Origin of the sequence: Kitasatospora sp. Root107, from assembly GCF_001424875.1 — a bacterium.
GTDB lineage: Bacteria > Actinomycetota > Actinomycetes > Streptomycetales > Streptomycetaceae > Kitasatospora.
Genome location: NZ_LMCT01000011.1, coordinates 52,985 through 68,225 on the forward strand (window position 1 = coordinate 52,985; position 15,241 = coordinate 68,225).

The following is a 15,241-nucleotide window of genomic DNA, read 5'->3' on the forward strand; positions in this document are numbered from 1 at the left end:
ACGTCGATGCGGTGCCGGTCGGGCTCGGCCGGCGCCAGAGGAAGGACCAACCGTGGCTCAAGTGACGGCAGTTGAAGCCCAGCAGTGGCTGATCGAGAAGATCGCCCACCGGCTCGGGGTGGCGCCCGGGGAGGTCTCGCCCGAGCAGTACTTCGACGAGCTGGACCTGGACTCCACCGAGGCGCTGATCCTGGCCGGCGAGATGGAGAACTGGCTCGGCTTCGAACTCGGCACCACCACGCTCTGGTACCACCCCACCATCAAGGACCTGGCCGCCCACATCGCCGAGGAGAGCGGCCAGCGTGCCGCCGCGTAGACCCGGGCCGGTCGCGGCCCTCCCGTTACGCCGGGCTGCCGTAGGCGGCCACACCGTCCATCTGGTCCACCCCGGGGCGCTCGCTCCGCAGGTGCACCGTACGCTCGCCGAGGCCCTTCCCGAGGGTGTCGGACTGACTGTGCTCGACCTCTCCGCCGTCCCCGAGTACGGGGAGGCGGCCCTCACCGGAGGCCGGGCCGAGACCACCGTGGAAGCCCTCGCCGACTGGGCCGCCGGACTGACCAGTCATCAATTCTCGCTGGTGGGCTGGTCGTTCGGTGGGGTCGTCGCGCAGGCGATGGTCGAGCGACTGCCCGCCGACCGGCGCCCGGAGCGGCTGGTGCTGCTGGACAGCATCGCGCCGACCGAGGAGTACCAGCAGCCCGACGAAGCCCTCGAACCCCCGTTGCTGCTGGGCTGGTTCGCGATGTACCTGGGCGCCAAACGCGGCCGTCCGGTACCGCTCGACCCGGCCGCCCTGCTCGGCTGCGGCGTCGACGACGGGCTCCCGCTCGTGCTGGACGCCGCCACCGCGAGTGGTGCACTGCTCCCGGACACCCCATTGCCCGGGCTCCGCAAGCTCTACGACACCTACGTCGACGGGCTGTTGCGCAACAACCGGCTCACCGCGCCGTACCGGCCGAAGTCGTCGAGCGTCCCGCTGGTCCTGGTGAAGGCCGAACGCAGCCTGATCCCCGAGGACCCCACGCTCGGCTGGCAGCCGCTCGCCCCGCACGGGCTCAGCCTGGCGGTGGCCCCCGGCGACCACTACACCATGCTCACCCGACCGGACGCGGCCCAGGCCATCGCCCGCCTGGTCCACCCCGTTTAGGTCCGACGCCCTGCCCTGGCAGTGTCCACACCCCCGTTGGGCGCTGCCCGGGTGAGACCCGGCCACCGAGACCAAGAGAGCCCGCCGTGAACTCTTCGCAGCCAGCGCACTCCTCGAACAATCCGACCGTCCCGCCTCACGACAGTGCCGTCAGACCGAGCGAACGCGAGCTGGACCGCCGGCTCGCCCGCGACCCGATCGCCATCGTCGGCCTCTCCGCCCTCTACCCCAAGTCCCGTGACCTGCGGGAGTTCTGGGGCAACGTGGTGGAGGCGGCGGACTGCATCGAGGACGTGCCGTCGACCCACTGGGACCTCGACGAGCACTACGACCCGGACCCGACCGCACCGGACAAGACCTACTCCCGGCACGGCGGGTTCATCCCCACCGTGGACTTCAACCCGATGGAGTTCGGCCTGCCGCCGACCACCCTGGAGGTCACCGACGTCCTCCAGCTGCTCAGCCTGGTGGTCGCCCGCGACCTGCTCAAGCACGCCGGGGCCGAACAGCCCTGGTACGACGCCTCGCGCACCGGAGTGGTGCTCGGCATCACCGGCGCCAACCAGCTCACCCAGCCGCTCTCGGCCCGGCTGCAGACCCCGGTGCTCAAGGAGGTGGCCCGCAGCGTCGGCCTCTCCGAGCGGGACGCCGAGGAGATCGCCGAGAAGTTCAAGCTGGCCTTCGCGCCGTGGGAGGAGAACTCCTTCCCCGGCATGCTGGGCAACGTGGTGGCCGGGCGGATCGCCAACCGGCTCGACCTCGGTGGCACCAACATGACCATCGACGCCGCCTGCGCCAGCTCACTGGCCGCCGTGAAGACCGCCGTCAGCGAACTGCTGGAGGGTCGCGCCGACACCATGCTGGCGGGCGGTTGCGACGCCGAGAACACCATCTTCATGTACCTGTGCTTCGCCAAGACGCCGGCGTTCTCCAAGGCCGGCCGGATCCGTCCGTTCGACAAGGAGGCCGACGGCACGCTGATCGGCGAGGGCATCGGCATGCTGGCGCTGCGCCGGCTGGCCGACGCCGAGCGGGACGGCAATGAGATCTACGCCGTGATCCGGGGCATCGGCTCGTCCAGCGACGGCCGGTTCAAGTCGATCTACGCCCCCCGCAAGGAGGGCCAGATCGTCGCCCTGGAGCGGGCCTACGAGGACGCCGACTGCTCACCGGAGAGCGTCGAGCTGTTCGAGGCGCACGGCACCGGCACGGCGGTCGGTGACGCGACCGAACTGTCCGCGCTGGCCGCGGTGGTGTCGGGGGCGACCGAGGCGAAGCAGTACGCGGCGGTCGGCAGCGTGAAGTCGCAGATCGGGCACACCAAGGCGGCGGCCGGCGCGGCCGGGCTGATCAAGCTCTCGATGGCGCTGCACCACAAGCTGCTGCCGCCGACCATCAACGTGGACGAGCCGAACCCGGCGATCGACTTCGCCAACAGCCCGTTCTACGTCAACACCGAGAGCCGCCCGTGGATCCGCGACCCGGAGCGGGCGCACCGCCGGGCCGCCATCTCCTCGTTCGGCTTCGGCGGCACCAACTTCCACTTCGTGCTGGAGGAGTACGGCGACGGCGACGACCTCAAGGTGGTCTTCCCGGTCGTCCGGGTGCACCAGTGGCACGCGCCGACCGTCCAGGCGCTGGCCGGTGCACTCGCCGGTCCCGCGCTGACGGAGCCGGCCCCGGCCGGCCACCCCCGGGTGGCGCTGGTGGCCAGGACCGACGCGGAGCTGGCCGAACTCACCGCGCTGGCGGCCGCCGAGCTGGCGGCCAAGCCGGACGCCTCGGACTGGGCCCACCCCAAGGGCGTGTACTTCCGGGCCCGTGCGGGCGAGAGCGGCAAGGTCGGCGCGCTGTTCGCCGGTCAGGGCAGCCAGTACGTGAACCCGGGGCACCGGGCCGTGCTCGCCGTGCCGCCGCTGCGGGCCGCCTTCGACGCCGCCAACCGGCGCTTCGCGGGCACCGAGCCGCTGTCCAGGGTGGCCTTCCCGGCGCCCGCCTTCAACCCGGCGGCCAAGGCCGGGCAGGAGGACGCGCTGCGCCGTACCGAGTACGCGCAGCCCGCGATCGGCGCGCTGGCGGCCGGTCAGTTCCGCTACCTGAGCGAGCTGGGCTTCGCGGCCGACGGCCATCTCGGGCACAGCTTCGGCGAGTTGACCGCGCTCTGGGCCTCTGGCGCGCTGGACGACGACGCCTTCTTCGAGCTGGCCAGGGCCCGGGGCGCGGCCATGGCGCCGCCCGCCGAGGCCGGGTTCGACCCGGGCGCGATGGCCGCGCTGAGTGCCACCGATCAGCAGGTGGCCGAACTGCTGGCCCGGTTCGCCGGGTTGACGGTCTGCAACCGGAACGCGGCCGACCAGATCGTGGTCGGCGGCGGCACCGAGGAGGTCGAACGGCTGGTCGCGGCCGCGAAGGAGGCCGGGATACGAGCCAGTCGGCTGCCGGTCTCGGCCGCCTTCCACACGCCGTACGTGGCGCACGCGGTCGAGGCGTTCCGGGCGAGCGTCGAGCAGGTCGAGATCCGCGAGCCGCACGGACCGGTGTACGCCAACACGCCGGGCGCGGTGTACGGCGCCGACCAGGCTGCCAACCGGCGGGTGCTGGCCGAGCAGTTGGTGAACCCGGTGCACTTCGCCGACCGGGTGGAGGAGATGTACGCGGGCGGGTTCCGGACCTTCGTGGAGTTCGGGCCCAAGGGCGTACTGACCCAGCTGGTCCGCCGGATCCTGGGTGACCGGCCGCACGTCGTCGTCCAGCTCGACCCCGGCCCCGGGGTCGACGCCGACATCGCCCTGAAGCGCGCGGTCGCCCAACTCGTCGTGCTGGGGCTGCCGTTGTCGGTGGCCGACCCGTACGTCCTGGTGCCGGAGCCGGTCGCGCCGGTGAAGGGAATGACCGTCCCGCTGAACGGCATCAACTACGTCCCCGAGCACCGCAGGGCCGCCTACCGGGAGGCGATCGACAACGGCTACCGGGTCACGCTGCCGACCGTCGAGGTCCACGTGCCGGTGCCCGTACCGGTCGAGGTGCCGGTCGAAGTACCCGCTTCCGTTCCCGTACCGGCCCCCGTGGCCGCCGTCGTCCAGGAGACCGAACCCGTGGACCACGATCGTCAGCCCGACCGGCTGTCCGAGCTGATCACCGATCACCTCGCCCTGCACGACGACTACCTGAACGGGCAGCTGCAGAGCGCCGAGCGGCTGGCCGGACTGCTGGAGAACGCCGCCGACCAGGGCCGCCTGCCCGAGATCCTGGGCGGGGTGACCGCGGTCAAGGAGCACGGCCTCGCGATCGGCCGGACGCACCTGCGGGCCAACGAGATCCTTCGCGACCTGGCCGCGCTGGAGCTGGGCGGGGCTCCCGCTGCTGCTCCCGCCCCAGTCTCGGCTCCGGTGCCGGCTCCGGTCGCAGTCGCAGCCGTGGCGCCTGCTCCGGTCGCGCTGGCTCCCGCGCCGGTGGCGGTTGCTCCGCTGCCCGTGGCTGCCGCGCCGGCCCCGGTGGTTGCCGCGCTGCCGCCGGTGCCGGTGGTGGCTCCGGTGCCGGTGGTTGCTGCGGGTCCGTCGGCGGATGAGGTGGCTGCCGCGCTGTTGGCGGTGGTGTCGGCGAAGACGGGTTATCCGGCGGAGATGCTGGAGCTGGGTATGGATGTCGAGGCGGATCTGGGGATCGACTCGATCAAGCGGGTCGAGATTCTGGGTGTGCTGTCGGAGCAGTTCCCGAGTGAGGTGCATGTCGGTCCGGAGCAGCTCGGTGAGCTGCGGACGCTGGGTCAGATCGTGGACTTCATGTCGGCGAGTGCAGTGCCGGTGCCGGTGGTTGCTGCGGGTCCGTCGTCGGCCGATGTGGCAGCGGCGTTGCTGGCGGTGGTGTCGGCGAAGACCGGCTATCCGGCGGAGATGCTCGAACTGGGTATGGATGTCGAGGCGGATCTGGGGATCGACTCGATCAAGCGGGTCGAGATTCTGGGTGTGCTGTCGGAGCAGTTCCCGAGTGACGTGCACGTGGGCCCGGAGCAGCTGGGTGAGCTGCGGACGCTGGGTCAGATAGTCGAGTTCATGTCCGGCGCCACGGCTCCGACTGCTGCGGCTCCGGCGCAGGCCGGCCCCTCGGCGGGTGACGTCGCGGCGGCCCTGCTCGCCGTGGTCGCCGCCAAGACCGGCTACCCGGCGGAGATGCTGGACCTCGACATGGATGTGGAGGCGGATCTGGGGATCGACTCGATCAAGCGGGTCGAGATTCTGGGTGTGCTGTCGGAGCAGTTCCCGAGTGAGGTGCACGTTGGTCCGGAGCAGCTCGGTGAGCTGCGGACGCTGGGTCAGATCGTGGACTTCATGTCCGGGACCACGGCTCCGGCCGCCCCCGCGCCGGAGCCGGTGGTGGCCCCCGCCCCCGCCCCCGCTCCGGTGGTCCCCGGCCGACTCGGCCGGGCCCAGGCGACGCTGGTCGAACTCCCGCTGCCGGACCGGCTGGTGGGGGCGTACCCGGCGGGTTCCGCCGCCCTGCTGGTGGACGACGGCGGTGAGCTCACCCCCGAGCTGGCCGAGCGCCTGACCGCCACCGGCTGGCAGGTCCAGCTGCTCCGCCTGCCCGGGGTGACCCGGCAGCTGCCGGGGGTCCGCGACTTCGCGCTCTCCGGCTGGGGTGTCACCGAACTGGCCGAGAGGATCGAGCAGTTGACCCCGGTCAGCCTGGCGGTCACCTTCTCCACCCGGCCGGACAGCGACTGGGCGGACGGCGTCCGCCGACTGTCGCACGCGCTGCTCACCGCCAAGCACCTGGTCGAGCCGCTGACCCGGGCCGCAGGTACCGGCCGGGCCGGCTTCGTGACCGTGACCCGACTGGACGGCGGCTTCGGCCTGCACGGTGTCGAGGAGGCGCTCGCGCCCTCCGGCGGCTTCGGCGGTCTGGTGAAGACCCTCGCGGTCGAGGCACCCGAACTGTTCTGCCGCGCCGTCGACCTGGCGCCGGGCCTGCCCGCTGCCACTGCTGTCGGGCTGGTCCTGGACGAGCTCTGGGACGCCGCCACCGAACCGGTCCAGGTCGGCCACGACGGCACCCGCCGGGTCGCGCTCGGCCTGACCGAGCAGAGCCCCGCCACGGTCTCCGGTGAGGTCGCCCCGCTGACCGCCGAGGACCTGATCGTGGTCACCGGCGGAGCCCGGGGCATCACCGCCCGCTGCGTGGTCGAGCTGGCCACCGCCCACCGTCCCGGCTTCCTGCTGCTGGGCCGCACCGCGCTCGGCGACGAGCCCGCCTGGGCTCATGGGGTCACCGGTTCGGCCGAGTTGAAGGCCGCCGCAGTCGCGCAGCTGAAGGCGGCGGGGGAGAAGCCGACCCCGAAGCGGGTCGAGCAGCTCTTCCAGTCCGTGGTCGGCGAGCGGGAGATCCGTCGCACGCTGGCCGAGGTCGCGGCGGCGGGCAGCCGGGTCGAGTACCTGGCGGTGGACATCACCGACGCCGCCGCGACGGCCGCGGTGCTCGCCCCGTACGCGGGACAGGTGACCGGTGTGGTGCACGGCGCCGGGGTGCTGGCCGACCAGCTGATCAGCGCCAAGAAGGCATCCGAGATCGAGCGGGTCTTCGCGCCGAAGCTGACCGGGCTGCGCTCGGTGCTGGACGCGCTGCCCGCCGACGTGCTGCGGCACGTGCTGCTCTTCACCTCGGTGGCCGGGTTCTTCGGCAACCGGGGCCAGTCCGACTACGCGATGGCCAACGAGGTGCTGAACGCCTGGGCGGCCGGCTGGAAGCGCAAGCACCCGCAGACCCGGGTGACCGCCCTGAACTGGGGTGCCTGGGACAGCGGGATGGTCTCGCCGCAGATCAAGGCCGTGTTCCAGGAGCGTGGCATCACGCTGATCCCGGAGTCCGTCGGAACCGCCCTGTTCACCGGGCAGTTCGCGCCGGAGCACGGCAACGACGTGGTGACGGTGCTCGGCCCGACCACTCCGCTCTCGGTGCGGGAGAGCGTGGCTCCGGCCGCGACCGTGCTGGAGCGCAGGCTGGACGTGCTGGCCGCCGAGCCGATCGTCGCCGACCACGTGATCGGCGGGGTGTCGGTGCTCCCCGCCGCGCTCGCGCTGGGCTGGGCGATCGGTGCGGTCGAGCGACTCAGCGGAGGGACGGTCCGTCAGGTCCGCGACTTCGCGGTGCACAAGGGCGTGCTGTTCGACGGCAGTGAGCAGGGCAGCTTCCAGCTCACCACCGCCCCGGCCGGGGACGGTGCCACCACCGAGGTGACGATCCGTTCGGTCGCCGCCGACGGCACCGTCCGCCCGCACTACGCGGCCGGGGTGGTGCTCGGCGCCGACCCGGCGACCGAGACCAGCCGCCCGAGCGTGGCCGGACTCCCGGCGCTCGGCCAGGGCCGGGACGCGAGCGGGTACTACACCGACGGGACGCTGTTCCACGGCGACTCGCTGCGCGGTCTGCGGCGGGTGCTCGCGGAGCAGGAGTCGCGGCTGGTGCTCGAGGCCGCACTGCCCGAACACCGGCCCGGCAACGGGGCGTTCGGCGGGCAGCTGTACGGCCCCGGCACGGCGGACCTGCTGCTCCAGGCCGGTCTGGTCTGGATGAAGCTGTACCGCGCCACGGCGAGCCTGCCGCTCTCGGTGGCCCGCGCCGAGTTCCACCAGGCGCTGCCCGACGGCGAGCCCTTCCTGATCGTGGTCGAGCCGGTCTCCAGCAACGGCAGCACGGCGAGCCTGACCGTCACCGCCTGCGCCCCCGGCGGCCGGGTGCTGGCCCGTCTCGGCGGGGTGAGCCTGGTCTCCACGCCGCAGCTGGCCGCCAAGTTCGTCACCAACTAGGCGTACTCGCCCCTCGGCCCGGTCCCCGGTCGGTCACCCCTGTGGTGGCCGGCCGGGCCCGGCCGACAAGCTCCGGAAGGACCACAACGTGAGCAAGTACGCCATCGTCGGCCTGTCCTGCCTCTTCCCCGGGGCCGGGACGCCCGAGGAGTTCTGGCAGAACCTGAGCGGCGGCGTCGACAGCCGCCGGGAGGGCGGGACCGAGGTCTTCGGCCCGGCCGCCGACCCGCGCGACGAGGACCCGGCACACCGGATCTACTGCAGCAAGGGCGGTTTCGTCACCGGCTTCGAGTTCGACCCCAGCGGTTACCTGCTGGACGCCGACCGGCTGGCCCGGCTGGACCGGGTCTTCCACTGGTCCCTGCACGTGGCCCGGGAGGCGCTGCGCGACAGCGGCTACGCCGACCGCACCGAGGTGCTGGCCAGGACCGGCCTGATCCTCGGCAACTACTCCTTCCCGACCCCGAGTTCGGCAGAGATCAGCCTGCCGCTGGTGGACCAGGCCGTGCTGGAGGGCCTGCGCCTCGCGGGCCTGGACGGCCTGGCGGCCCCCGCCGCCCCGGCCGCCGAACCGGCGGACGCCCGGGTCAGCGGCGCCCCGGCCCGGGTGGCGGGCGCCGCGCTCGGCCTCGGCGGTCCGCGCTTCGCACTGGACGCCGCCTGCTCCTCCGCGCTCTACGCCCTCAAGCTGGCCTGCGACCAACTCGCCGCCGGCCAGGCCGACCTGGTGCTGGCGGGCGGGGTCTGCGCACCGGACCCGACCCTGATCCACCTCTCCTTCTCCGACCTGCACGCCTACCCCGAGAACGGTTTCAGTCAGCCCTTCGACGCCGCCTCGGCGGGCATCCTGACCGGCCAGGGGGCCGGCATGGTGGCGGTCAAGCGGCTCGCCGACGCCCAGCGCGACGGTGACCGGATCCACGCCGTGATCGACGGCATCGGGCTCTCCAACGACGGTGCGGGCCGCCATCTGCTGGTCCCCAACGCGGCCGGGCAGCACCGCAGTTACCAGCTCGCCTACGCCGAGGCCGGAGTCGCCCCGGGCGAGATCGACTACCTGGAGTGCCACGCCACCGGCACCCCGATCGGCGACACCACCGAGGCCGACTCGGTGGCCCGCTGGTTCGGTGAGCACGGCAAGGTGCCGCTGCTCGGCTCGGTCAAGGGCAACATCGGCCACCTGCTGACGGTGGCCGGGCTGAGCAGCCTGCTGAAGGTCGTGCTGGCCATGCAGCGCGGCGAACTCCCGCCCACCATCGGCGTGTCCGAGCCGGTCAACGACGCGGTCGGCGGTTCGCTGGTCCGCGAGCGGACCGCCTGGCCCGCGCACCAGGGGCCGCGCCGCGCGGCGGTCTCCGCCTTCGGCTTCGGCGGTACCAACGCGCACGTGGTGCTGTCCGCCACAGCCGACCGGGCCGAGGCCGAACTCCCGGTGGCCGCCCCGGCGCTGGACATCGTCGGGCTGGGCGCGCACTTCGGCTCGCTGGAGTCGGTGGACGCGTTCGAGCAGGCCCTGCACAACGGCGGCGACGCCTTCCGTCCGCTGCCCGAACTCCGCTGGCGCGGACTGGAGTCCACCACCGGCGGCGCACTCGAGCAGGCCGGCCTGGGGGCCGCGACGCTGCCCGAGGGCGGCTTCGTCGACCAGGTCACGATCGACCCGGCCGACTACCGCATCCCGCCCGCTGACCTGCGCAACTACAACCTCCAGCACGCGCTGATGGCCAAGGTCGCCGACGAGGCGCTGACCGACGCCGGCTTCGACCGCACCGCCCCGGCCGGGCAGTCCGGCCCCGACCCCCGGCGGGTCGCGGTGCTGGTCGCGATGGAGATCGAGCCCAGCGCCCACCTGCACCTGGCCAGGTACGGCCTGGCCGGCCGGCTGCGCGAGGCGTACCGGGCGGCGGGGCTGGACCTGACGGACACCCAGGTCGAGGAGCTGGCCGCGGCCGCCCGGGACGGCGTGCACCAGCCGATCGTGGCCAACGAGGTGCTGAGCTACATCGGCAACATCATGGCCAGCCGGATCTCCTCGCTGTGGAATCTGACCGGCCCGTCCTTCACCATCTCCTCCGACGGCGCGGGCACCGCCGAGGCACTCGACATCGCCCGCCTGCTGCTGCTCGACCCGGAGATCGAGGCCGTGCTGGTCGGCGCGGTGGACCTGGCCGGTTCGCCGGACGGGCTGCTGCTGCGCACCGGTACGCCGGTGGCGGGCGCCGGGCTCAGCTTCGGCGCGGGCAGCCAGGGCTGGCGGATCGGCGAGGGCGCCGGCGCGGTGGTGGTCACCCGTCCGGGCGGCGAACGGCCGGTCTACGCCCGGCTGGACGCCTTGGTGGTCCGGCACGCCGTGCCGGTCGACGGCGTACTGCCGGAGGCGGACGCGGAGCTGCTCGCGGACGTCGCCAGGCAGGCGCTGGAACTGGCCGGGATCGGCGCCGACCAGGTCGGCTACCTGGAGGCGCACGCGGGCGGTACGCCCGTCCTGGACGCGGCCGAACTGACGGCGCTGGCCGCCGTCTACCCGGCCGGGCGGACCGAGCTCGCGCTCGGCAGCGCCAAGGCCCAGCTCGGCGACACCCAGGGCGCCGCCACCATGGCGGGCCTGCTGCGCGCGGTGCTCGCCCTGCACCACGGCTACCTGCCCGGCGTCCCTGGCTGGCAGCGCCCGGCCGAGGAGCATGCCGAACGCTTCGCGGCGGGCGGCTTCTACCTGCCGGAGACCTCCCGCCCCTGGCTGCGGACCGAGCGCTCGGCCCGGCGGTACGCCGCGGTCAGCTTCCTCGGTACCGGGGGCGCGCACGGTCACCTGGTGCTCTCCGCCGGGCAGACCCGGGGCGCGGTCGTCGAGCGGGACTGGCGGCGGGCCGACGGACCGGTGCTGCTCGCGCTCGGCGCCGAGGACCACGCGGGCCTGACCGCCGAGATCGACCGGCAGCTGGGGCTGCTGGCGGACGGGGCCGACCCGTACGCGCTCGCGGTGGACGCCGCCGGGCGGCTGACGGAGCGGCAGACCGCCCGGGTGGTCCTGGTGGCCACCGACGGGGCCGCGCTGCGCAGCCAGCTGGAGGCCGCCGCCCGCGACCTGCCGGGCGTGCTGGCCCGCGGCGAGGAGTGGGCCACCCCGGCCGGCAGCTTCGCCACCGGACGGCCGATCGGTCCGGAGGGCAAGGTCGCGCTGGTCTACCCGGGCGCCTTCAACTCCTATCCGGGCCTGGGTCGAGACCTGTTCCGGGCCTTCCCCGGACTGCTCACCCGCTTCGAGGCCGAGGCGGAGCAGCCGGACCGGGCGTTCCGCTCGGCCATGCTCCACCCGCGTGGTCAGCAGGCCTTCGGGAAGCGGGAGTTGATGGCGCTGGAGGAGCGGCTCGGCGGTGACCTGCCGTTCATGCTGGCCACCGGTACCAGCTTTGCGATCCTCTACACCGACCTGGTGCGCGAGCTGCTCGGGGTCCGGGCGCACGGCGCGTTCGGCTACAGCCTGGGGGAGAGCAGCATGCTGTTCGCCACCGGCGGTTGGCGGCGCGAGGCCCGCCGGGACGACCGGATCAGTGCCACCCCGCTGTTCAAGGACCGGCTCACCGGCGCCCGCCGGACCGTCCGGGACCTGTGGCAACTGCCGGACGACACACCCGACTCGGCGGTCTGGGCGAGCTTCGTGCTGCTCACCGACGCGGACCTGGTGCGCGAGGCACTGACCCGGTACGACCGGCTCTTCCTGACCCATGTGAACACCCCGACCGAGGTGGTGATCGCCGGGGCGCCGGACCAGTGCCGGGCCCTGATCGCCGAGTTGGGCTGCCCCTCGGCCCGCTCCCCGGTCAACTCGGTGATGCACTGCCCGGTGGTGGACGGTGAACTGGCCGGCCTGGCCGAGCTCAACGACCACCCGGTCGGCTCGCCCGGCGACCTGCAGCTGTTCAGCGCGTACGACTACGGCACGGTCGCCGGGCTGTCCCGGGAGACCGTGGCCGAGCGGATCGCGCACACGCTGCGCAGCACCATCGACTTCCCCCGGCTCACCCGCACCGCGTACGAGCAGGGCTTCCGGTACTTCATCGAGGTCGGCCCGAGCTCCACCTGCACCCGCTGGGTGCGCGAGTCGCTCGGCCAGGACGCCCATGTGGCGGTCTCGGTCGACCGGCGCGGGGTGCCGGCCGCGAAGTCGGTGGCCCAGCTGGCCGCCCGGCTGCTGGCGCACGGTGTGCCGCTGGACCTGCCCGCCCTGCTCGGTGCGCTGCCCGCCCCGGCGCGGAAGCGGCTGCGCATCCCGGTCGGCGGTGGCCCGGCCATCCCGGCCGCCGTCGCCGCTGCCGCCGCCCCGGTGCTCAGCCGGGCCCGGGTCCCCGCGATGGCCGGTGCCGTGCCCGCGAGGGCCGGTGCCGTCGGGTCGCCCCCCGCCGCCCCGCTCAGCCCCGCTCCGTCTTCTCCGTCCGGACCAGTCGGTCCCGTCCCGCTGGAGGGCCACGCCCCGATGCCTGTCGACCCGTCAGTCGCCGATCCCGAGGTCATCGCTTTCGACGGCGAGCCGATCTCCTTCCTGCCCTGGGCCGAGCCCGAGCCGGTCGCCGACCCCCGCCCGGCCGTGGTCACCCCGGAGCGTCCGGCCCCGGTCGGTGGGTCCGCCGCCACCGAGCTGGTGCGCGAGCTGCGCGAACAACTGCTGGCCACCCACTCGGTGGTGATGGAGACCCAGCGCGTCCTGCAGGAGTCCACCCTCGCCCGGGCCGAGGCGCTGCTCACCGAGACCCCGGCCGACCCCGGGCTGCCCGTGCTCCCGGCACCCGAGCCGATCAGCTTCTCGGTCCAGACCGCGCTGCCGGCCGCCACACCGGCCGCCCCTGCGCTGCCGCCCGCCGCCCAGGACGTCAGGGCACCGAGGCCGGACGGTGTGATCTGGGACCAGGCCGATCTGCTGGAGTTCGCCACCGGCAGCCTGGCCAAGGTCTTCGGCGCCGAGTTCGCCGAGATCGACGGCTATGGCAAGCGGGTCCGGCTGCCCGCGCCGCCGTACCACTTCGTCACCCGGGTCACCGACCTGAAGGCGGAGACCGGCGTCTACCAGCCGTCCTTCATCCGCACCGAGTACGACGTGCCCGAGGACGCCTGGTACACCGTCGACGGCGGCGTGCCGCCGGCCGTGGCGATCGAGGCCGGGCAGTGCGACCTGCTGCTGATCAGCTACCTGGGCATCGACTTCCGGAACAAGGGCCAGCGGGTCTACCGCCTGCTGGACTCCACCCTGGTCTTCCACGGCGACCTGCCGAAGGCCGGGCAGACCCTGCGCTACGACATCTCGATCAACCGCTTCGTCACCCAGGGCGAGACCACGCTGTTCTTCTTCTCCTACCTCTGCTACGCCGACGGGGAGTTGATCCTCGAGCTCAAGGACGCCTCGGCCGGCTTCTTCAGCCAGGCCGAGCTGGACACCCCGCTCGGTGTGGTGACCACCGCGAAGCAGAAGGCGGCCAGGGCGGCGCTCACCAAGGGCTCGTTCAAGCCGCTCGCCGACACCGACCGGAACCACCTGACCGCCGAGCACCTGGAGTTGCTCGCCCAGGGCCGCCCCGGTGAGGTGTTCGGCCCGCACCACGCCCAGGACGCCGGGCTGAACCCGGCGCTGCGGCTGCCGGTGGCCAAGCTCCGGATGATCGACGAGCTGACCATCGACCGCACCGGCGGCCCGCGCGGCCTCGGTCTGCTCACCGCGAGCAAGCAACTGGAGCCGAACGCCTGGTACTTCGAGTGCCACTTCCCGGACGACCCGGTGCTGGCCGGCTCGATGGTGGCCGAGGGCGCGGTGCAGGCCCTGCAGTCCTACCTGCTGCACCAGGGCATGCACCTGGTGCTGCCGGACGCGCGCTTCCAGACCATCATCGGCCTGCAGACCGAGGTCCAGGTGCGCGGCCAGATCACCCCGCAGCACACCGAGATCCGGTACGAGATCGAGGTGATGGAGCTGACCCTGCTCCCGCGCCCCTCGGTGATCGCCGACGTGCTGGTCTACCTCGGCGACAAGCCGGTGATCCGGATGCACAACTTCGGCATCCAGATCCGGGAGAAGGAGGGCACCCCGTACCGTCCGGGCGAGGGCGGCGTGCCGGTCTTCCTGGGCCGGCGGAACCGCTCCGGCGAGCCCGCGATGATCAACGAACTGCACCTGGCGCACGCCGCCAAGGGCGACCTGGGCACCGCGATGGGCCCCGAGTTCGACGTCTACGCGAACAGCCGGGCGCCGTACATCCCCAACGGGGACTTCCAGTTCGTCGACCGGATCATGTCCCTCAAGGGCACCCGGGGCGACCTGAACCCGGGCTCCGAGATGGTCACCGAGTACGACTCGCCGGCCGACGCCTGGTACTACACCCAGAACTCCCACCCGCACATGCCCAACGCGGTCTACATGGAGAGCTCGCTGCAGGCCGCCATCCTGCTCGGCTACTACCTGGGCGCCACCCTCAAGCGGCCCGAGGAGCAGTACGCGATCCGCAACCTGGACGGCCGGGCCACCCTGGTCAAGGACCTGGACCTGCGGGGCAAGACCATCCGGCACCACTCCAAGCTGCTGATGACCAGCGCGATGTCCGGCGCGGTGCTGCAGAACTTCAGCTACGAACTCTCCGCCGACGGCGAGGTGTTCTACACCGGCGAGTCACTGTTCGGGTACTTCAGTGACGCCGCGCTGGCCAACCAGGCCGGGCTGGACTCGGGCAAGTTCGTCGCCCCCTGGATCGAGCAGGAGCGGCCCGCCGCCGACCGGGTCCGGCGGATCGAACTCCCCGTCGACGCACCGGCGTTCACCGACCCGAGCGGTGGCCGGCTGCACCTGCCGGGCGAGCACTACGCGCTGGTGGACCGGGTCGACCTGGTCGCCGACGGCGGCCGGCACGGCGCGGGCTACCTGCACGGGTACCGCGAGGTGCGGCCCGACGAGTGGTACTTCGACTGCCACTTCCACCGCGACCCGGTGATGCCGGGCTCGCTCGGGGTGGAGGCGGTGCTCCAGGCGCTGCGGCTGTTCGTGCTGGAGGAGGGCCTGGCCGAGGGCATCGAGAACCCCAGGTTCGGGCTGGCCACCGAGATCGAGACCGGCTGGCGGTACCGGGGTCAGATCCTGCGGCACGACCGGGAGTTGAGCTTCGACGTCCATGTGAAGGAGATCCGCCGCGAGCCGGGCCGGGTGGTGGTGATCGCCGACGCGGACCTGTGGAAGCCGGGGCTGCGCATCTACGAACTGACCGACGTGGCCATCGAGGTCCGCACCGAAGCCTGACCGCCCCCCACGCGCTA

Annotated in this window: 4 protein-coding genes; all 4 read left to right on the plus strand. The window is 73.0% G+C overall.

Features of this window, described 5'->3' with window-relative positions:
- The first annotated feature begins 61 nt into the window (after positions 1–61).
- The 4 genes from ASC99_RS10390 to ASC99_RS10405 all read left to right on the plus strand — a co-directional run bounded on the left by ASC99_RS10390 (position 62) and on the right by ASC99_RS10405 (position 15,224).
- Positions 62–316, plus strand: coding sequence for an acyl carrier protein (locus ASC99_RS10390; protein ID WP_235502461.1), 255 nt, complete (start codon positions 62–64; stop codon positions 314–316).
- Positions 303–1,148 carry a thioesterase domain-containing protein gene (locus tag ASC99_RS10395; protein WP_057230519.1) on the plus strand — a complete coding sequence of 282 codons (846 nt, stop codon included), beginning with the start codon at positions 303–305 and terminating at the stop codon, positions 1,146–1,148. The genes ASC99_RS10390 and ASC99_RS10395 overlap by 14 nt, the downstream gene beginning before the upstream one ends.
- A gap of 86 nt (positions 1,149–1,234) precedes the next feature.
- A complete protein-coding gene (locus ASC99_RS41890; protein WP_082598231.1) occupies positions 1,235–7,951 on the plus strand; it encodes a type I polyketide synthase in 6,717 nt (2,238 codons plus the stop codon).
- 88 nt (positions 7,952–8,039) lie between these two features.
- Positions 8,040–15,224, plus strand: a complete 7,185-nt coding sequence (locus tag ASC99_RS10405) for a type I polyketide synthase (RefSeq protein WP_057230521.1) — start codon at positions 8,040–8,042, stop codon at positions 15,222–15,224.
- Positions 15,225–15,241 lie beyond the last annotated feature (17 nt).